Annotated in this window: 19 protein-coding genes; 8 read left to right on the forward strand and 11 right to left on the reverse strand. The window is 56.4% G+C overall.

The genetic code is table 11. From position 1 onward, the window contains the following. Nucleotides 1–98: 98 nt before the first annotated feature. A complete protein-coding gene (locus tag GNG26_RS13645; protein ID WP_039030805.1) occupies nt 99–290 on the forward strand; it encodes a YebW family protein in 192 nt (63 codons plus the stop codon). Here GNG26_RS13645 and pphA read toward each other — a convergent pair whose 3' ends face one another. Beyond that, nucleotides 291–935: a protein-serine/threonine phosphatase gene (pphA, locus tag GNG26_RS13650; RefSeq protein ID WP_156239119.1), complete on the reverse strand. Its 645-nt coding sequence runs from the start codon at nt 933–935 to the stop codon at nt 291–293. Between the two features lie 177 nt (nt 936–1,112). Here pphA and GNG26_RS13655 point away from each other — a divergent pair, with 177 nt between their 5' ends. Next, the gene (locus tag GNG26_RS13655; protein WP_231604118.1) at nt 1,113–2,060 is read left to right on the forward strand and encodes a VirK/YbjX family protein; all 948 of its coding nucleotides are present in this window, start codon (nt 1,113–1,115) and stop codon (nt 2,058–2,060) included. A gap of 399 nt (nt 2,061–2,459) precedes the next feature. On the opposite strand, the gene GNG26_RS13660 is transcribed toward GNG26_RS13655, so the two are convergent. From GNG26_RS13660 to yobA, 3 genes are read right to left on the reverse strand one after another with little or no spacing between them, the layout of a single operon-like run. Then, nucleotides 2,460–2,798 carry a YebY family protein gene (locus tag GNG26_RS13660; protein ID WP_103822368.1) on the reverse strand — a complete coding sequence of 113 codons (339 nt, stop codon included), beginning with the start codon at nt 2,796–2,798 and terminating at the stop codon, nt 2,460–2,462. 14 nt (nt 2,799–2,812) lie between these two features. After that, nucleotides 2,813–3,685, reverse strand: a complete 873-nt coding sequence (copD, locus tag GNG26_RS13665; protein ID WP_156239121.1) for a copper homeostasis membrane protein CopD — start codon at nt 3,683–3,685, stop codon at nt 2,813–2,815. 1 nt (nt 3,686) lies between these two features. Next, nucleotides 3,687–4,052, reverse strand: a complete 366-nt coding sequence (yobA, locus tag GNG26_RS13670; RefSeq protein ID WP_156239123.1) for a CopC domain-containing protein YobA — start codon at nt 4,050–4,052, stop codon at nt 3,687–3,689. A gap of 136 nt (nt 4,053–4,188) precedes the next feature. Here yobA and GNG26_RS13675 point away from each other — a divergent pair, with 136 nt between their 5' ends. From GNG26_RS13675 to exoX, 3 genes are all read left to right on the forward strand, one after another. Beyond that, on the forward strand, nt 4,189–4,419 hold the full coding sequence (locus tag GNG26_RS13675; RefSeq protein WP_103180048.1) for a DNA polymerase III subunit theta: 231 nt from the start codon (nt 4,189–4,191) through the stop codon (nt 4,417–4,419). A 107-nt stretch (nt 4,420–4,526) separates the two neighbouring features. Beyond that, on the forward strand, nt 4,527–5,183 hold the full coding sequence (locus tag GNG26_RS13680) for a nitrilase-related carbon-nitrogen hydrolase (RefSeq protein WP_156239125.1): 657 nt from the start codon (nt 4,527–4,529) through the stop codon (nt 5,181–5,183). A 24-nt stretch (nt 5,184–5,207) separates the two neighbouring features. After that, on the forward strand, nt 5,208–5,870 hold the full coding sequence (gene exoX / locus GNG26_RS13685; protein ID WP_103822371.1) for an exodeoxyribonuclease X: 663 nt from the start codon (nt 5,208–5,210) through the stop codon (nt 5,868–5,870). On the opposite strand, the gene ptrB is transcribed toward exoX, so the two are convergent. The 3 genes from ptrB to yebF form a co-directional block, all read right to left on the reverse strand. Further along, nucleotides 5,852–7,933, reverse strand: a complete 2,082-nt coding sequence (gene ptrB / locus GNG26_RS13690; protein WP_156239127.1) for an oligopeptidase B — start codon at nt 7,931–7,933, stop codon at nt 5,852–5,854. The two genes, exoX and ptrB, sit on opposite strands and share 19 nt — an antisense overlap. A gap of 90 nt (nt 7,934–8,023) precedes the next feature. Further along, nucleotides 8,024–8,674: a tellurite resistance TerB family protein gene (locus GNG26_RS13695; RefSeq protein ID WP_114314615.1), complete on the reverse strand. Its 651-nt coding sequence runs from the start codon at nt 8,672–8,674 to the stop codon at nt 8,024–8,026. A gap of 87 nt (nt 8,675–8,761) precedes the next feature. Further along, nucleotides 8,762–9,109 (reverse strand): protein YebF, encoded by a 348-nt coding sequence (gene yebF, locus GNG26_RS13700; protein WP_103822374.1) that lies wholly within the window; start codon nt 9,107–9,109, stop codon nt 8,762–8,764. Nucleotides 9,110–9,257: 148 nt separating this feature from the next. On the opposite strand from yebF, the gene purT reads away from it, so the two are divergent. After that, nucleotides 9,258–10,436: a formate-dependent phosphoribosylglycinamide formyltransferase gene (gene purT / locus GNG26_RS13705; protein WP_156239129.1), complete on the forward strand. Its 1,179-nt coding sequence runs from the start codon at nt 9,258–9,260 to the stop codon at nt 10,434–10,436. Between the two features lie 105 nt (nt 10,437–10,541). Here purT and GNG26_RS13710 read toward each other — a convergent pair whose 3' ends face one another. From GNG26_RS13710 to zwf, 3 genes are all read right to left on the reverse strand, one after another. Further along, complete coding sequence (locus GNG26_RS13710) at nt 10,542–11,183, reverse strand: bifunctional 4-hydroxy-2-oxoglutarate aldolase/2-dehydro-3-deoxy-phosphogluconate aldolase (RefSeq protein WP_103822376.1); 642 nt, start codon at nt 11,181–11,183, stop codon at nt 10,542–10,544. A gap of 38 nt (nt 11,184–11,221) precedes the next feature. After that, a complete protein-coding gene (edd, locus tag GNG26_RS13715) occupies nt 11,222–13,033 on the reverse strand; it encodes a phosphogluconate dehydratase (protein WP_156239131.1) in 1,812 nt (603 codons plus the stop codon). Nucleotides 13,034–13,267: 234 nt separating this feature from the next. After that, nucleotides 13,268–14,743: a glucose-6-phosphate dehydrogenase gene (zwf, locus tag GNG26_RS13720; protein WP_103180055.1), complete on the reverse strand. Its 1,476-nt coding sequence runs from the start codon at nt 14,741–14,743 to the stop codon at nt 13,268–13,270. A gap of 323 nt (nt 14,744–15,066) precedes the next feature. On the opposite strand from zwf, the gene GNG26_RS13725 reads away from it, so the two are divergent. Both GNG26_RS13725 and pyk read left to right on the forward strand, forming a co-directional pair. After that, entirely contained in the window at nt 15,067–15,972 is a 906-nt protein-coding gene (locus GNG26_RS13725) for a MurR/RpiR family transcriptional regulator (RefSeq protein WP_103822378.1), read from the forward strand. A 123-nt stretch (nt 15,973–16,095) separates the two neighbouring features. After that, complete coding sequence (gene pyk / locus GNG26_RS13730) at nt 16,096–17,538, forward strand: pyruvate kinase (protein WP_114314612.1); 1,443 nt, start codon at nt 16,096–16,098, stop codon at nt 17,536–17,538. A gap of 111 nt (nt 17,539–17,649) precedes the next feature. On the opposite strand, the gene lpxM is transcribed toward pyk, so the two are convergent. Continuing rightward, nucleotides 17,650–18,621 carry a lauroyl-Kdo(2)-lipid IV(A) myristoyltransferase gene (gene lpxM / locus GNG26_RS13735; RefSeq protein WP_156239133.1) on the reverse strand — a complete coding sequence of 324 codons (972 nt, stop codon included), beginning with the start codon at nt 18,619–18,621 and terminating at the stop codon, nt 17,650–17,652. Nucleotides 18,622–18,662: the final 41 nt, after the last annotated feature.

An 18,662-nucleotide genomic window follows, 5' to 3' on the forward strand; every position in this document is an offset into this window, starting at 1 on the left:
GAGAACCCGCCCGCAGGCGGGTTATTTATTCTCATAATCTCCTCTTCCCTGAATCATCCCCTACAATATCAATATGGTAGTAAATGCTGAGGGGCATGATGTACGCACTGGTGTTATTTATCTGTTATCTGGACGCAGGCTGTGAAGATCTGGTGGTGGATGTGTATCGCACCGAACCGCAGTGTGAGGCCTCAATGGACGATCAGCGTATTCGTCACGGCGGCTGTTATCCGGTTGAAGACTTTATCGACGGATTCTGGCGTCCGGCGCAGGAGTATTCCGACCTGTAATCACTGTAGCTGCGCCAGAGTTAACGCGCCGCCAAATACCGCCCCGGTGTCGATATAGTGCAGGTTCTGGCAATCATAACGCGCTTTGAGCGGCGTATGCCCGAACCAGAAGTGATCCGCCCCGGCGATCCCCGCCTCGTTGCCGTTCATCAGTTCCCGCAGGCGCTCCCTGTCCCAGAGGACACTCTGCTTGTTGACCGGCTTGTCCCGCACGTAGTGGGACGACGGGTAATTGGCATGAGCTATAACATTCACGCCGTTGGTGCAGGCAATTTCGATAATCCACGGCAAGGTCTCACTGCGCCTGAGCAATACCAGCGCCTGCGCCTGCTGTTCACCCTTTAATTGTGCTAACCAATTGCCACCATTCATCATCCACAGACCAAAATCATTATTCTGCAGCGCGTCCAGCGCCATCTGCTCATGGTTGCCCCGCACGGCATAAAACCACGCTTCATTTAATAACTGCAGGCATTTCACGCTATCCGGTCCGCGATCGATTAAATCGCCGACGCAAATAAGTAAATCCTCATAGGGGTTAAAATGCCGCTGCCGCAGATCTGCCATAAGCATTTGATAACAACCATGAAGATCGCTTACCACCCAGACGTGTCGCCACTTATGACCATCAAGATTGAGATACATAGCGCCTCCTCATGATCAGTATAGCCCCTGGGATGCTGACAATAAGATGAGCGGTAAAGAGGGGTTCGGAATAACCTCAATCGACATTAAACAAAGCGGAAATAAAGGTTTAGCAACGCTTAAATGATTATCCGATGGCCTTTAAGATAATTGCAGAAATATAAAGAGGTCTTCATCGTGTCAAATACCATCCTGCCTGCTGAGGTGTCTTTAACGCACCGTTCTTCTGTTATCTTCGCACTGGCGAAAGGCGATTTTATGCCCGGCCCGCTGTGGCACAAACGCGACTACCGGCTGAAATTTTTCCTGCGCTCCCTGCTGTTCTGGTCCTCTACCACCCGCATGCTGGAGACACTCTCCCGTCGCGATGATTTTCCACTGTTGTTAAAAGCACAAACTACGCTGCCGGTGAAAACCCAGCGTCAGTATCTCACTCGCGGGTTACATGCCGGTGAGCGGGCCAACGCCATCCTGCACCATTATGCCTGGCTTGATGCGCTGCCGGACGCCAGCCTGGCGCGGAGCTTTAGCAACCCGACTCCGCTTTCGCTACTGCAGTTCGCCACTAAAGAGGATGCGAGCTATACCATCTACGCCAGCAGCGCGGTGAAGGCCGAACGCGAGGGCGAAACCACGCTCTGGCTGCGGGCCGGGGATAACACCCTGCTGGCGAGTCTGACCTTCAGCGTCGTTGAGGAAAAGGGCCAAAGTGCGCTGGTGATTGGCGGTCTGCAGGGACCGCGTAAGGACGTAGGGCGGGAGACGATCAAAAATGCCACCCGCGCCTGTTATGGCCTGTTTCCAAAACGTATCCTCCTGGAAGCGATCTTCAATCTGGCGAAGCAGTCGGGTATCAGCGCCATTTATGGTGTGAGCGATGAAGGCCACGTTTTTCGCGCCCTGCGCTATCGCCTGAGTAAAGGTCGTCATTTGCATGCCAGCTATGACGAATTCTGGCAATCGCTGGGCGCTAAGCCGTGCGGCGCATTTCGCTGGGCCTTGCCAGCAGGTATGGAGCGCAAAGCGATCGACAGCATTGCCAGTAAAAAACGCGCGGAATACCGCCGGCGTTTTCAACTGCTTGATGAGATAGAACGCGGCATCAGCGCGCGCTTTTGCCGCTAATATCTGCTTTCATCGGTAACAGTCAAAAATTTAACAAAACCGCTAAAAAGCACTGGACTTCCGCCGGGCGTAGTGTGGTATGGTTTAACGAAGAACAGAGAATGTTGCCCATCTGTTAAAGTCCGCAATGGGAAAAGGCGTTTACTTTCAACAGATAAAAAGAGACCGAATACGATTCCTGTATTCGGTCCAGGGAAATGGCTCTTGGGAGAGAGCCGTGCGCTAAAAGTTGGCATTAATGCAGGCTAAGTCGCCTTGCACTTTAAGAATAGATGACGACGCCAGGTTTTCCAGTCCGCAGCAAAAGTGGCCTGAAAAAAAGCGTGAGTCTGTTCTTAAACATAAAAACCGCAATGCTTCCGAAGAGAAGCCTGCGGTTTTTTTATTGGAAGCGGTAAGCTAGCAGAGCGTATTCGCGCGCTCGATAAACGGCGCCAGGCTCATCTTCTGCCCTGGGTTTGCCGGATCGTCAATCTGAATAACCGAGATGGGCTGGCCGTTGCTTTTACCGCTGTCGACCTGCTGCTGCGCCACGTCGTTCAGGGGATACTGCACCAGGGTGCTGGGGTTAATGGCATAGAGCGCATGGCCCGGACGGCAAGTCAGCATCACCTCTTCACGGTTAAAGGCCCATTTATCTTTACCCACTTCGAACCGGCTGACGGTGATCACCTGCGGGGCTGCCAGTGCCGCGCCGGAGCAGGCCAGCAATAAGAAAGAAAGTACTGTTTTTTTCATTGTATTCCACCTCGTCAGAAGGGTTCCCAGGTCGCGAACAGGCTGACTGCCGCCAGAACCAGCGCCCCCAGCACAACCTCACTCTGCGTCATCCTGATAAAATAGCGTTGCTCGCGTCCGTCGCCAGAACGAAACCGCGGCACCAGAACATACCGATTCACCAGGGCAATTACCACCATCATTGCCACCAGCGCACATTTCACCAACAGTAATTGCCCCCAGGCCGAGTGCCAGGGCAGTACCCACCCCTGGATCAGCACAATATTTACCATTCCGGTGAGGATCACCCCCGCCACCGCCAGATGTCCGTAGCGCGAGAAGCGCATCATGGTGTGAACGGCGGCTCGCCGCCAGCGTCCATGGGACAGGCGCAGGCAAAACAGCAGCGGCAGCAGGCCCCCCAGCCAGCCCGCGGCACATAAAAGATGCAGGCCATGGTTGCTGCGCTGCGCCAGGCCCGTTATCCCATCATGCAGCGCCGCATGCCCGGTTCCTGCCAGCAGGAAAAACTGCGCAGCGGTAAAGAACAGCATCAGCGGCATGGTTTTTCCCGGCTGCATCCAGGCGACCCAGAATGTAATCAGGGCCAGGATCATCTGCCATAACCAGATCCGCCCAAACTGGGTCGTGAGCACCGCCTGCCAGATGGATGGGCTGACCACATCCGGCCAGCCGTTACCCATCATGCCGCCCTGTAGCGCCAGCATCATCAGCGCGGCGAGCAGGCTGATGAATGCGACCTTTTTTTGCTGCCCCCGAAAGCGACGCGCCATTAGCCGCCGCAGCGCAACGGGCGCCAGCCATGCACCGTACAGGGCATTGCCAAACAGCACCATCAGGGCAGCAAAATGCGCGAAGCGCAGCGTAACGTAGCAGAACGCCAGCATCTTACTTCACGCTAAAACGGTAGCTGCCCTCGGTCTTATGACCATCTACGGAAACCACGTGCCACTTCACCTGATAGGTACCCGACGTCAGCGCAGCGGTCATCGGTACGATCAGCTGGGTCGGATCCTTCTCGTTGCGTTTTACCGCCCCGAGTGCGACGGGCTGCTGTTTATCATTGGTGAGGGTCACGCCGCTAAAACGGGGTTCGATCCCTTCGGAGAAGTTCAGGGTCAACGCCTGAGGCGCCGCGTCTACGGCAGCGTCTGCGGCGGGATATTGATGCTGTAAATGAGCGTGAGCAAAAACAACCGGTGCTGCGAGCGTCGCCAGCAGCACCGTCAGGGTGCGGGTAACGAGTTTTGTCATCACATATATTCCTTTTTGTTATGCCTGATTACCAGAGGATAACGCTGTACAATGGTCCAGTCGAGGATCATCCTGCCCGGGCTTGTCAACGCGCCGCCGTTTGGGTAACGTTGGCCCGCAAATGAAGGAGACGGTAATGCATATTAATCTCGCCACCCTCCCCCAGGAGGAGATGGACAAAGTGAATGTTGATTTGGCGGCCGCAGGTGTGGCATTCAAAGAGCGCTATAACATGCCGGTGATCGCCGAAGTGGTGGAGCGTGAGCAACCGTCGCACCTGCGTGACTGGTTTCGCGAGCGCCTGATTGCCCATCGACTCAACTCCGTTAACCTTTCTCGCCTGCCGTGGGAACCGAAAGTTAAATAAACTTACCCGCGGTTACAGTTCCTTACACTGTTTATGCCAGGATTAAAGCCCCTGATACATTCATGGGCTTTATGAATCTCTGCGACTCCGTGTATAAGGAAATCACGATGTCCCAATGGAATATTGCCGCCGCACAGTACCGCGCGAGCCATCACTGCGTTGATGAACACATCACGCATCACCTGCGTTTTATCACCGCCGCTGCCCGCCAGCAGTGCAATGTTGTCCTCTTCCCTGAGCTGTCGTTAACCGGCCCGGCCCTGCCCGATGGTCGGCTTCCCGCTCCCCCCGACCACCAGCAGCTGGCTCCGCTTCTGGATGCGGCAAAATCAGCTGACGTCTCGGTGATTGCCGGGCTCACGGTGGAAGAGAGAGGCCAGCGCCAGCCCGGACTGGCCTGGTTTTCCCCGAGCCAGCCCAACGCCATTCTTTATCCACATGGAGCAGGCGCCTGTCTGGAGAACAGACATGGCGGCCTGAGCATTGTTGATCCTCACTCCGATCAGCCCAATATTGCGCCTGATGCTGCTCTGTTTACCCGCGGCATGGCGGTGAGTGAAACGGGCTGGTCTGCCACCTTTTCCCAGCTCCAGCGTTTTGCCCACCGCTATGCCATCGCCGTACTGATGGCGAACCGTGACGGCGGGAGCGCGCTCTGGGATGCCCGTGGGCAATTAATCGTCCGCGCCGACCGGGGTGAACTATTATTGACCGGGCGCTTTGTTGAGCAGGGTTGGCAAGGTGAGATCATTCCATTACGCTAAGCCTTTTACGGCCAGGAGAGAGCCATGCTACGTGTCATCGACACCGAAACCTGTGACCTGCAGGGGGGGATTGTGGAAGTGGCATCTGTCGACGTTGTGAACGGGCAGATCGTCAATCCACGTAGCCATCTGGTACGTCCGGATCGCCCCATCAGCCCGCAGGCGATGGCTATCCACCGCATCACCGAGGCGATGGTCGCCGACAAACCCTGGATTGAAGAGGTGATCCCACATTATCACGGTAGCCCCTGGTATGTGGCGCACAACGCCAGCTTCGATCGCCGTGTACTGCCCGAGATGCCCGGGGAGTGGATCTGCACCATGAAGCTGGCGCGGCGCTTATGGCCGGGCATTAAATACAGCAATATGGCGCTCTATAAATCGCGCAAACTGAGCGTCCGGACGCCGGAAGGGTTGCACCACCACCGGGCCCTGTACGACTGCTACATCACCGCCGCGTTGCTGATCGATATCATGAACACCACCGGCTGGACGCCGGATGAGATGGCCGATATCACCGGACGCCCGGCGCTGCTGACTACCTTTACCTTCGGCAAATACCGCGGCAAAGCGGTGGCGGAAGTGGCAGACAAGGATCCGGGCTATCTCCGTTGGCTGTACAATAACCTCGACAGAATGAGCCCGGAGCTGCGTCTGACGCTGAAGCACTATCTGGGCGGATCCTGATCGACCTCTGCCGCCTGGCTGGTTAACGTCTCCTGAGCCAGGCCAACCAGAAATGCATACTCCAGGGCCACCCCTTCGTAGGATTTGAAGCGCCCGGATTTCCCACCGTGCCCGGCATCCATATCGGTGCAGAGTAGCAGTAAGTTATTGTCGGTCTTCATTTCCCGCAGCTTCGCCACCCACTTCGCGGGCTCCCAGTACTGAACCTGGGAGTCATGTAAACCGGTGGTAACCAACATGTGAGGATAGGCTTTCTCGCCAACGTTATCGTAGGGGCTGTAGGCTTTCATATAGCGATAGTAGGTCTCATCCTGCGGATTGCCCCACTCTTCATATTCGCCAATGGTCAGCGGGATAGACTCGTCCAGCATGGTGGTCAGGACATCCACAAACGGCACCTGCGCTATCACCCCTTTAAAGAGTCCCGGGCGCTCGTTAATCACGGTGCCCATCAGCATGCCGCCCGCGCTGCCGCCCATGGCAAAGCACTGTTTGCGATCGCCATAGCCTAGCCCCAGCAAACCCTCGCAGACATCCAGGTAGTCATTAAAGGTGTTTTTCTTTTTCAGGAATTTGCCATCTTCGTACCATTTTTGCCCCAGCTCGCCGCCGCCGCGGATATGAGCAATGGCGAAGACAAACCCGCGGTCGAGCAGGCTCAGGCGGCTGCCACTGAAATCCGCGTCAATACTGGAGCCATACGAGCCATAGCCGTAGATGAGGATCGGGTTTTTACCTTTGCGAAAATGGTGCTTGTGATAGACCAGCGAGACGGGCACTTCGGTGCCGTCGCGGGCGACAATCCACACGTGCTCGCTGCGATAAACATCGGCGTTAAACCCTTTCACCTCTGCCTGCTTCAACACCCGGCGCTGCCCGGTGTCCATGTCCAGTTCAAACAGGGTATCCGGGGTGGTCATGGAGGAGTAGCCGTAACGCAGGCGCGATGTTTCCGGCTCGGGGTTATAGCCAATCCAGGTGACATAGGCAGGATCGTCAAAGGCGATTCCGATCACTTCGCGGGTTTTACGGTTGATTTGCCGCAGGCTGGTGAGCCCGCGCTGGCGCTCTTCAACCACCAGCCAGTCGGTAAAGAGGGTGAAGCCTTCCAGCATCACCTGATCCCGCGGCGGGATCAGCACTTCCCATTTGCGTTCATCACGTACCTTGGTCTTATAGAGGCCAAAGTTTTTCCCCTCCCGGTTGGAGCGCAAATAGAAGGTGTGCTGGAAGTGATCGAGGCTGTACTCATGATCCTTGCGACGCGGCATAAAGCACAGCGGCTGAGCATCCGGCAGCTCGGCATCCAGCAGCAACACCTCGGTGGTGGTAGCGCTGGCGAGAAAGATAATCACATAGTGTTTGGAGGTGGTTTTATGCAGGCTGACGTAAAAGGTCTCGTCTTTCTCCTCATAAACCAGTTCATCACTTCTCGACGACGTACCGACCGTATGCCGCCAGACCTGATAAGGATGCAGGGTCGTGGCGTGCTTTTTGATGTAATAGATGGTTTCAGAGTCGTTGGCCCAGATAAAGTCGGGTGAAACGTTATCGAGCATCTCCGGATACCAGTTCCCGCTCTCCAGATTGCGGAAACGCAAACCATACTGCCGTCGGGAGAGGTAATCTTCGGCCAGCGCCATGATGGCGTTATCCGGCGATACCGCCATGCCGCCCAGGGTATAAAACTCGCTGTGCGCCGCACGCTGGTTGGCATCCAGCAGGGTCTCCCACTCTTCCCACTCGGCGCAAAGTACCGACTGGCGCTGGTAGATGGCATATTCGTTACCGGGCTCATAAACGTGCCGGTAACGATAGCCATTTCGACTCCAGGGGGCCGAGACGTCACGCTGCGGGACGCGCTCAACCATTTCGCTGAGCAGACGATCCTGCAGCGCCTGCTGCGTCGCCATGACCCTTCGGCCATAGTCATTCTCCTCGTGGAGGTAGTCCAGCACCTCCGGCTTTGAGCGGGTATCGTCGCGCAACCAGTAATAGTTGTCGATACGCGTGTCACCGTGCATGGTGAGAGCGTGCGGTATGCGTTGGGCTTTAGGTGGCATGGCGTTATGATTCTTCTACGTTTAACACCCTATAAGGTTGGCAAAACATGCGCACGATGCAAGCGAAACGGCTCCGCGAGGCGTAAAAATCTAGCCGGGGAGCGCTTGTTTTTGCTGGCGAATATCCTGCTCGATCCCTTCCCGTACGTCTGCCGGGATTTTCAGCGCATCGCCCAGCGCATTAAGATAGCTGCGCTCCATAAAATGATCGATGTCGATTGCCGCACAGCTCAGGAAGTACAGTTCGAGGGCCTCCTCTTCATTCTGGATACCCTTGGCCAGACGCGCAGGATCGAGCGGTTCCTCAATGGCACGTGCCACCAGCGCCCTGCCCTGCTCTTCCACGCCCGCTTCGCGCAACTGCTGTTCGATGGCAGCCCGCTCTTTATCGTCAATGTGGCCATCACTCTTTGCGGCAAAGACCAGCGCCAGGATCAGCCTTTCGCTGCGCTCGTCCAGCGGCGACGCCTGCTGACCAAACTGCGGCTCGCCCTGATGCGCGCTGCGAATTCTCTCTTTGTACTTGTTCCACAGTACAGTACCGGCAACGGCGCCGCCCCCGGCAAGCAGCGCGCCGGTGCCATATTTGCTCAGTAATTTACGCGAGGATTTATTCGCTACCAGTAATCCGGCCAGGCCGCCAAGCGCCCCCGGCGTCAGCAGTTTGCTCAGGCCTTCGCCAGATGACGAAGACCCTTTCTGCCCGAGCAGAGACTGTAATTGATTCAGCCAGTTTGACATGTTTACCCTCACTTAACGGTGGATGAATTTCACAGCGTAAGCGAGGGGATGTCAGGAAATGTCTATGGCGACAAAAGAAGCGAAAATTCACCTCTTCGACGACTGATACTGCGCGCTACCCGCTTTACAGTCGATCTTCACCTGATAATGGATATCGGTGTTTTTACCTCGTACTGTCAGCGGTACCGTCCAGCGATCATTCTCGCCTTTCACCTGCTTAGGGTTGATCCAGGCTACCGGATCGGCCTGTCCCAGGGTTTTTTGATCGTCCGCCCAGCGCACGATGCGGTTTTGCAGATAATCCCGCTTCACGCTGGCGGCAATACCTTCGGCATTCTGCCCTTCGCAGGTGGGAAATTTCACGGTTTTCTCCTCTGCGGCCTGGGCGGTCAGGCTGGCGGCCAGCAGTGCTATTGCTACCCCTGTTTTATTCATCATGCTCTCCTGTTTTGGTTCAACAAAAGCATGGTCGAAAAATGCCGCGATGCAAATAACCCTCCGTCAGCCCGACAGATTTTCGCAACACAAGACAGACGCAAACGTTTTCGTTTATACTGCGCGCAACTTTTTCAGGGGAATCATTATGACTCGTTTAGGAACTGCGCTGCGTCCGGCAGCAACGCGTGTGATGCTGCTGGGCTCAGGTGAGCTGGGTAAAGAGGTGGCCATTGAGTGCCAGCGTTTAGGTATCGAAGTGATCGCCGTCGATCGCTACGCCGATGCGCCAGCCATGCACGTTGCCCACCGCTCGCACGTGATCAATATGCTCGACGGTGACGCCCTGCGCACCCTGATCAATGAAGAAAAACCGCACTTCGTGGTGCCGGAAATTGAAGCCATCGCCACCGATACCCTGCTGGCGCTGGAAGCCGAAGGCCAGCGCGTGGTGCCCTGCGCCCGCGCAGCGAAGCTGACCATGAACCGGGAAGGCATTCGTCGTCTGGCGGCCGAAGAGCTCTCCCTGCCCACCTCACGCTATCGTTTCGCCGACAGCAAAAATGATTTTTTGCAGGCCGTGGCTGAAATTGGCTACCCGTGCATCATTAAACCGGTGATGAGCTCCTCCGGTAAAGGACAGAGCTTTGTGCGCAGCGCCGAACAGCTGGACAAGGCCTGGGATTACGCCCAGCAGGGTGGCCGCGCAGGCGCCGGGCGAGTGATCGTTGAGGGTGTGGTGCAGTTTGACTTTGAGATCACCCTGCTGACCGTCAGCGCCGTTGATGGGGTCCACTTCTGCGAGCCGATTGGTCATCGCCAGGAAGATGGCGACTACCGTGAATCCTGGCAGCCACAGCAGATGAGCCCGCTGGCCCGGGCGCGCGCCGAAGAGATCTCCCGTAAAGTGGTGCTGGCGCTGGGCGGCCATGGGCTGTTTGGCGTGGAGCTGTTCGTTTGCGGCGACGAGGTCATCTTCAGCGAGGTCTCCCCTCGCCCGCACGACACCGGTATGGTGACCTTAATTTCGCAGGATCTCTCCGAGTTTGCCCTGCACGTTCGCGCTTTCCTCGGCCTGCCGGTTGGCGGTGTGCGTCAGTACGGCCCGGCGGCCTCGGCGGTGATCCTGCCGCAGCTGACCAGCCAGAACGTCACCTTTGATAATGTCGATGTCGCAGTAGGCGCTGGCCTGCAGCTGCGTCTGTTTGGTAAGCCAGAGATTGACGGCTCGCGTCGCTTAGGTGTGGCGCTGGCGACGGGCGACAGCGTGGAAGAGGCCGTTGAGCGGGCGAAAAACGCGGCCGCCAGCGTGCAGGTAGCAGAATAAAAAAAACGGGCCGATTGGCCCGTTTTTGTATGGCATTTGACGTTTATCGTAGGCCGGGTAAGGCGAAGCTGCCACCCGGCAAAAAACGCGCACAATACCTAAAACTTACTGCTGCGCGCCTTCTACCGCTTCGCGCGCCAGCTTAGTGATGCGATCCCAGTCGCCCGCTTCCATGGCATCCGCCGGCACCAGCCAGGAGCCGCCGATGCACAGCACGCTTTTCAGCGCCAGGTAGTCACGGTAGTTCGCCGGAGAGATACCGCCAGTTGGGCAGAAACGGACGTTCGCGAACGGACCTGCGATAGCCTGCAGCGCTTTGGTGCCGCCGTTCGCTTCCGCCGGGAAGAATTTGAACTCTTTCAGACCGTAGTCCATACCCAGCATCAGTTCAGACACGGTGCTGATGCCTGGGATCAGAGGAATGGAGCCTTCGGTTGCGGCTTTCAGCAGAGGCTCGGTCAGGCCCGGGCTGATGGCGAACTGCGCACCGGCTTCGGTAACCTCAGCCAGCTGCTGCGGGTTCAGTACGGTACCCGCACCGATGATCGCTTCCGGCACTTCTTTAGCGATGGCGCGAATAGCATCCATTGCACAGGCAGTACGCAGCGTGACTTCCAGTACGCGTACACCGCCCGCAACCAGCGCTTTCGCCATCGGGACTGCGTGTTCCAGCTTATTAATCACGATAACCGGCACTACCGGGCCAGTTTTCAGGATTGCTTCTGCACTTGTATTCCAGTTTTTCATCAGAGTTTTCTCTCGCCAGATCGATAATTCTTGTCGTCTTAAAACGTAATACAGGTCGCGCCCTGTTCTGCACCCGAGAGGTTCTCGCGTAACGCGCTGAACATTTCGCGTCCCGTTCCCACGCGCGATGCGCTCAGGTCAGGAATATGCGGCTTACGTGCGGCCAGGACCGCCTCATCCACCAGTAAGGTCAACTCGCCTGTCTGACCATTAACGCGGATGATGTCGCCATCGTACACTTTCGCCAGCAGTCCACCATCGTAGGCTTCCGGGGTGACGTGGATGGCGGAAGGCACTTTACCCGATGCACCGGAGAGGCGTCCATCGGTAACTAATGCAATTTTGAAACAGCGGTCCAATAATACACCAAGTGGCGGCATTAGTTTATGTAATTCTGGCATTCCGTTCGCTTTTGGTCCCTGATGACGGACAACAACGACGCAATCTTTGTCCAGCAGACCGGCTTCAAATGCCGGCAGAACATCATGCTGGCTTTCGAAAACCACTGCCGGGGCTTCAATGATCTGGTTTTCCACCGGCACCGCGGAGGTTTTCATCACCGCACGGCCCAGGTTACCGGTCAGCACTTTGGTGCCGCCGTGGTGGGAGAAAGGCTTGTCGAAGGTGGCGATCACGCTGTCATCCAGCGAGGCCTGGGCCCCTTCACGCCAGTCCAGCTCACCCTCGTTCAGCCACGGCTCCAGGGTGTAACGCTGCAGGCCGAAACCGGCCACAGTGTTGACATCTTCATGCAGCAGGCCGCCCTTCAGCAGCTCGCGCATCAGCACCGGTACACCGCCCGCCGCCTGGAAGTGGTTGATATCGGCCGGACCATTCGGGTAAAGACGGGTCAACAGCGGAACCACTTCAGACAGATCGGAGAAATCATCCCAGTTAATCTGGATCCCGGCGGCACGCGCCATCGCCACCATATGCATGGTGTGGTTAGTGGAACCGCCCGTCGCCAGCAGGGCCACGATACCGTTCACTACCACTTTTTCATCCACCATTTTACCGAGCGGCATCCACTCGTTGCCGTTACCGGTCAGGCGGGTCACCTGACGGGCAGCGGCCGCGGTCAGCGCTTCACGCAGCGGGGCATCCGGATGGACGAACGACGAGCCCGGCAGCTGCATCCCCATAAACTCCACCACCATCTGGTTAGTGTTGGCGGTACCGTAGAAGGTACAGGTACCCGGTGCATGGTAGGAGGCAGCTTCGGATTCCAGCAGCGCCATGCGGTCAACTTTGCCTTCGGCGTAAAGCTGACGAATACGCACCTTCTCTTTATTGGCGAGGCCACTGGCCATTGGGCCTGACGGCACAAACAGCGCAGGCAGATGACCAAACGACAGCGCCGCCATGGTCAGGCCCGGGACAATCTTGTCGCACACGCCGAGGTAGAGCGCGCCGTCAAACATGTTATGCGACAGACCGACCGCCGTGGACATGGCGATCACTTCGCGGCTCAGCAGCGACAGCTCCATGCCATCCTGCCCCTGGGTCACGCCATCGCACATGGCGGGCACCCCGCCCGCTACCTGGCCTACCGCATTGGCCTGGTGCAGCGACTTGCGGATGATATCCGGGTAGGTCTCATAAGGCTGGTGCGCCGAGAGCATGTCGTTATAGGAGGTGATGATCGCGATATTGTTACGCAGCATACTTTTCAGCGAGGCTTTATCTTCTGGCTTACAGGCGGCAAAACCGTGCGCCAGGTTGCCGCAAGCCAGCTGCGATCGATGGACCGTGTCGGACTTCGCCTGCTGGATGCGCGCGAGGTAGGCAGAACGGGTCTGTTTCGAACGCTCAATAATGCGCTGTGTTACCCGTAACAAAGTCGAATTCATAGAAGCTCCTGTCATTTATCTGTCCGCGCTCTGGAATTAACAAAGTGTTTAGCAGGCGATAACATCGCTGAAACGCTTGATTGCCGGAGCCCTGGGGCAAAATCGCTGCTGGCAGTGTAATAAAAAAAGCCCCGGGTGGAAATCCACCGGGGGCTTAAATGATTAAATATTGCACGCTGGCCTGAGCCAGATCATGTTACCGGTAAAATACCCCGTAGGGATTAGCGGTCAGCCTTACTCAAACTCGTTCCAGGAACGGCCATCACGGGTGATCATCGCCACCGAGGCAACCGGTCCCCAGGTGCCCGCCTGATACGGTTTCGGTGCATCCTGATCCGCTGCCCACGCTTCGGTGATGGAGTCGACCCACTTCCACGCCTCTTCCACTTCGTCACGACGGACGAACAGCGCCTGGATACCGCGCATGGTTTCCAGCAGCAGACGTTCGTACGCATCCGCCAGATGGGTCTGGTTGAAGGTTTCGGAGTAGCTCAGATCCAGCTTGGTGGTCTGCAGGTTGTGTTTGTGGTCCAGGCCCGGCACTTTGTTCAGCACCTGAATGTCCACACCCTCGTCCGGCTGCAGACGGATGGTCAGTTTGTTCTGCGGCAGCTCCTGCCAGGACTCTTTGAACAGGTTCAGCTCTGGATTTTTGAAATAGACAACCACTTCAGAACATTTAGCGGGCAGACGTTTACCGGTACGCAGGTAGAACGGAACCCCCGCCCAGCGCCAGTCATCAATATCCACGCGGATCGCCACAAACGTCTCGGTGTTGCTGGATTTGTTCGCGCCCTCTTCTTCCAGGTAGCCTGGCACTTTTTTGCCCTGCGCAAACCCGGCGGTGTACTGGCCGCGTACCGTCTTCTCACGCACGTTGGAGCGGTCGATACGGCGCAGTGACTTCAATACTTTCACTTTCGCGTCGCGGATGCTGTCCGCGGTGAGATCCGACGGCGGAGACATGGCGATCATACAGAGCACCTGCAGCAGGTGGTTCTGGATCATGTCGCGCATCTGCCCGGCCTGGTCAAAATAACCCCAGCGCCCTTCAATGCCGACCTCTTCTGCCACCGTGATCTCAACGTGATCGATGGTGCGGTTATCCCAGTTATTCACAAACAGGGAGTTCGCAAAGCGCAGCGCCAGCAGGTTCAGCACCGTCTCTTTACCCAGATAGTGGTCGATACGGTAAACCTGGCACTCTTCAAAGTACTCGCCAACCTGGTCGTTGATTTCGCGGGAGGTGGCAAGGGAGGTGCCCAGCGGTTTTTCCATCACCACGCGCGCAGGTTTGGCGTTGAGGTTCGCTTCACCCAGCCCTTTGCAGATGGCGCCGAAGGTGCTTGGTGGCATGGCAAAGTAGTTAATGGTGACGCGATTTTTTTGATCGAGCATTGCGCTCAGATTGGCAAATGCCGACGTGTCGTTAACGTCGAGGTTGCAGAAATCGAGACGTCCGCTCAGCTTGTCCCACAAACTTTCATCGATTTTCTCTTTCATGAAAGTTTCCAGGGCTTCGCGCACGACTTTGGTATACGCGTCTTTATCCCAGTCCGCACGGCCCACGCCCAGGATGCGGGTCTCCGGGTGGATTTGACCCGCTTTTTCCAGTTGATACAGGGAAGGCAGCAATTTACGGCGTGCAAGATCGCCTTTCGCGCCGAAAATGACCAGGTCACATGCCTGGGCTGTTTGCGTTACCGCCATGTCATTCTCCTCAGTTGGATATCCTGGTGCTTTTGCCAGAATATCGTTGTAATTTTATTACAATGCACTCTACTGCTTTTACGTCATTCCCGAAACCATTTGCGCTTATCCTCCCGTGCGATACGGCGATATTTCGCCCGGAGCGCGCAGCAGCGAAGGTAATGGCGATGAAACTGGTGAAACTTTGCTCAGTCAGGCCGTTGCTAAAATCCGACAGCGATCAAGTAATGAAAAAAAACAACAACATTTTTTCCATGGTTTGTCCTTTTCGGACTATCACAGGCGTATATTCTTGCTAATTCGAATCGCGATTTCACCCATTTATGAAATCGCTTCCACCGATGAGCGCTGTGTTAATAATGAACATGCTGGAAAAAATCCAGTTTCAACTGGAACACCTTAGCAAATCCGAGCGAAAAGTGGCTGAAGTAATTCTCGCCGCGCCCGCTCAGGCCATTCATTCCAGCATTGCCGCCCTGGCACAGGAGTCGGGGGTCAGTGAACCGACCGTCAACCGGTTTTGCCGCAGCATGGAGACGCGTGGATTTCCCGATTTTAAACTGCATCTGGCGCAAAGTCTGGCGAACGGTACCCCCTATGTGAACCGCAATGTCGATGAAGACGACAGCGTGGAGGCCTATACGGGCAAGATTTTCGAATCGGCCATGGCGACGCTGGATCAGGTCCGCCAGTCGCTGGATATGACCTCGGTTAACCGCGCTGTCGATCTGCTGACCCAGGCGAAGAAAATTGCCTTCTTTGGCCTCGGTTCCTCCGCCGCTGTCGCTCACGATGCGATGAATAAATTTTTTCGCTTTAACGTCCCGGTTATCTATTCCGACGACATCGTGCTGCAACGCATGAGCTGTATGAACTGTAACGAAGATGACGTGGTGGTGCTGATATCGCATACTGGCCGCACCAAAAGTCTGGTCGAACTGGCCCAGCTGGCGCGTGAAAACGATGCCATGGTCATCGCCCTTACCTCCACCGGGACGCCGCTGGCGCGTGAAGCGACGCTGGCGATCACGCTAGACGTGCCGGAAGACACCGATATCTACATGCCGATGGTGTCCCGTCTGGCGCAGCTCACCGTCATCGATGTCCTGGCGACCGGTTTTACCCTGCGCCGCGGGGCGAAATTCAGAGATAACTTGAAGCGTGTCAAAGAAGCGCTCAAGGAATCGCGTTTTGATAAAGAATTGTTCATCAAGGGTGAAATTCCCTGATTTCAATTACAAAGTTGTTACTTTTTTCGGCATTCGGTAAGTTTGCTGTTGCTATTAAAGACGGACAACGTGCCGAATCATCGTTCACGCAACACCAGGTTGTTTTAGACAACGGAGTATTACATGTCCAGAAGGCTTCGCAGAACCAAGATCGTTACCACCTTAGGCCCGGCTACTGACCGCGATAATAACCTTGAGAAAATTATCGCCGCAGGCGCCAACGTAGTGCGTATGAACTTCTCTCACGGTACGCCAGAAGATCATAAATTACGTGCAGACAAGGTCCGTGAGATCGCGGCAAAACTGGGACGTCATGTCGCTATCCTCGGTGATCTGCAGGGTCCAAAAATCCGTGTCTCCACCTTCAAAGAAGGCAAAGTTTTCCTCAATATCGGGGATAAGTTCCTGCTGGATGCCAACCTGAGCAAAGGCGAAGGCGATAAAGAGAAAGTGGGCATCGACTACAAAGGCCTGCCTGCTGACGTGGTACCGGGCGATATCCTGCTGCTCGACGATGGTCGCGTTCAGCTGAAGGTGCTCGACGTTCAGGGCATGAAGGTCTTCACCGAAGTGACCGTTGGCGGCCCGCTCTCCAACAACAAAGGCATCAACAAGCTGGGCGGCGGTCTCTCTGCTGAAGCTCTGACCGAAAAAGACAAAGCCGACATCATCACCGCCGCGGATATCGGCGTGGATTATCTGGCCGTCTCCTTCCCGCGCTGTGGCGAAGATCTGAACTATGCCCGCCGTCTGGCGCGCGAGGCAGGCTGCGATGCCAAAATCGTGGCGAAAGTAGAACGTGCTGAAGCGGTCTGCAGCCAGGATGCGATGGACGATATCATCCTGGCTTCTGATGTGGTGATGGTTGCCCGCGGTGACCTGGGCGTTGAGATTGGCGACCCGGAACTGGTCGGGATCCAGAAAGCGCTGATCCGCCGTGCGCGTCAGCTTAACCGCTCCGTGATCACTGCAACCCAGATGATGGAGTCGATGATCACCAACCCGATGCCGACCCGTGCGGAAGTGATGGACGTGGCGAACGCCGTCCTCGACGGTACCGATGCGGTGATGCTCTCTGCGGAAACCGCTGCCGGTCAGTATCCGGCGGAGACCGTGGCCGCAATGGCGCGCGTCTGCCTGGGTGCAGAGAAGATCCCAAGCATCAACGTCTCTAAACACCGTCTGGACATTCAGTTCGACAACGTGGAAGAGGCGATTGCGATGTCCGCCATGTACGCGGCGAACCACCTGAAGGGCGTGACGGCGATCATCACCATGACCGAATCGGGCCGTACCGCGCTGATGACCTCCCGTATCAGCTCCGGTCTGCCGATCTTCGCCATGTCCCGCCATGAGCGCACCCTGAACCTGACCGCGCTCTATCGCGGCGTAACGCCGGTGTTCTTCGACAGCAATAACGACGGTGTGGCCGCGGCAAATGACGCCGTGAACCTGCTGCGCGATAAAGGTTATCTGGTGTCCGGGGATATCGTTATCGTCACCCAGGGCGATGTAATGAGCACCATCGGCTCGACCAACACCACCCGCGTGATGACCGTCGAATAATCCGACGGTTTCGCCGGGTGGCGCTGCGCTTACCCGGCCTACAGGTCCGTAGGCCCGTGCAAGCGCAGCGCCGCCGGGCAATAAAAAAATCCCCCGTTTCCGGGGGATTTTTTATTTCTTCGGATAGAGCTCTTTGCGCTTGTACGGCTCTTTCTCGCCCGGCTTGCGCGTCTTCAGCAGCTTCAGGATCCAGGTGTACTGCTCCGCGTGGGGCCCCACCAGGATCTCCACCTCATCGTTCATCCGGCGTGCAATAGTGTTGTCGTCCGCCGTCAGCAGGTCATCCATCGGCGGGCGGACTTCAATCGTCAGTCGATGGGTTTTGCCGTCATAAATGGGGAAGAGCGGAATCACCCGTGCCCGGCATACTTTCATCAAGCGGCCAATGGCGGGTAACGTCGCTTTATAGGTGGCAAAGAAATCAACAAACTCGCTGTGTTCCGCACCGTGATCCTGATCCGGGAGATAGTATCCCCAGTAGCCCTGACGTACGGACTGAATAAATGGCTTAATCCCGTCGTTACGGGCATGCAGGCGTCCGCCGAAGCGACGACGCACGGTGTTCCAGACATAATCAAAGACCTTATTTCCCTGATTGTGGAACATGGCCGCCATTTTTTGCCCCTGCGAGGCCATCAACATCGCCGGAATATCCACGCCCCAGCCGTGCGGCACCAGGAAGATCACCTTTTCATCGTTGCGACGCATCTCTTCGATGATCTCCAGCCCTTTCCAGTCGACCCGGCTGGTCATTTTTTCCGGCCCGCGTAAGGCCAGCTCAGCCATCATCGCCATCGCCTGCGGCGCGGTCGTGAACATCTCATCAATGATGGCTTCGCGTTCTGCCTCGCTCTTCTCCGGGAAGCAGTAAAAAAGGTTTATCTGGGCGCGACGGCGGGCGCTTTTGCCCAGTTTGCCCGCCAGGCGCCCCACTTTGCCGAGCAGCGGATCGCGCACGGAGGGAGGCAGCATCGCAATACCTGCAAACGCATAGACACCCAGCCAGGCGCCCCAGAAGCGCGGATGACGAAACGACTTCTCAAATTCAGGAATGTATTCACTATTGTTCTTTTTGGTTTCCATGCTTTTTCCAGGGCGGGTGAGGCTTTAAAGAATGATGAGAT

It is taken from the genome of Leclercia sp. J807 (assembly GCF_009734465.1).
GTDB lineage: Bacteria > Pseudomonadota > Gammaproteobacteria > Enterobacterales > Enterobacteriaceae > Enterobacter.

Bases quoted from the DNA above. Each gene is read 5' to 3' on its own strand.
- GNG26_RS13675 (WP_103180048.1), top strand. From the start codon at position 4,189: ATGCATATTAATCTCGCCACCCTCCCCCAGGAGGAGATGGACAAAGTG.
- yebF (WP_103822374.1), bottom strand. From the start codon at position 9,109: ATGAATAAAACAGGGGTAGCAATAGCACTGCTGGCCGCCAGCCTGACC.
- GNG26_RS13680 (WP_156239125.1), top strand. From the start codon at position 4,527: ATGTCCCAATGGAATATTGCCGCCGCACAGTACCGCGCGAGCCATCAC.
- copD (WP_156239121.1), bottom strand. From the start codon at position 3,685: ATGCTGGCGTTCTGCTACGTTACGCTGCGCTTCGCGCATTTTGCTGCC.
- purT (WP_156239129.1), top strand. From the start codon at position 9,258: ATGACTCGTTTAGGAACTGCGCTGCGTCCGGCAGCAACGCGTGTGATG.
- exoX (WP_103822371.1), top strand. From the start codon at position 5,208: ATGCTACGTGTCATCGACACCGAAACCTGTGACCTGCAGGGGGGGATT.
- edd (WP_156239131.1), bottom strand. From the start codon at position 13,033: ATGAATTCGACTTTGTTACGGGTAACACAGCGCATTATTGAGCGTTCG.
- GNG26_RS13660 (WP_103822368.1), bottom strand. From the start codon at position 2,798: ATGAAAAAAACAGTACTTTCTTTCTTATTGCTGGCCTGCTCCGGCGCG.
- pyk (WP_114314612.1), top strand. From the start codon at position 16,096: ATGTCCAGAAGGCTTCGCAGAACCAAGATCGTTACCACCTTAGGCCCG.
- GNG26_RS13695 (WP_114314615.1), bottom strand. From the start codon at position 8,674: ATGTCAAACTGGCTGAATCAATTACAGTCTCTGCTCGGGCAGAAAGGG.
- ptrB (WP_156239127.1), bottom strand. From the start codon at position 7,933: ATGCCACCTAAAGCCCAACGCATACCGCACGCTCTCACCATGCACGGT.
- GNG26_RS13645 (WP_039030805.1), top strand. From the start codon at position 99: ATGTACGCACTGGTGTTATTTATCTGTTATCTGGACGCAGGCTGTGAA.
- GNG26_RS13725 (WP_103822378.1), top strand. From the start codon at position 15,067: ATGAAATCGCTTCCACCGATGAGCGCTGTGTTAATAATGAACATGCTG.
- pphA (WP_156239119.1), bottom strand. From the start codon at position 935: ATGTATCTCAATCTTGATGGTCATAAGTGGCGACACGTCTGGGTGGTA.
- zwf (WP_103180055.1), bottom strand. From the start codon at position 14,743: ATGGCGGTAACGCAAACAGCCCAGGCATGTGACCTGGTCATTTTCGGC.
- GNG26_RS13710 (WP_103822376.1), bottom strand. From the start codon at position 11,183: ATGAAAAACTGGAATACAAGTGCAGAAGCAATCCTGAAAACTGGCCCG.
- yobA (WP_156239123.1), bottom strand. From the start codon at position 4,052: ATGACAAAACTCGTTACCCGCACCCTGACGGTGCTGCTGGCGACGCTC.
- lpxM (WP_156239133.1), bottom strand. From the start codon at position 18,621: ATGGAAACCAAAAAGAACAATAGTGAATACATTCCTGAATTTGAGAAG.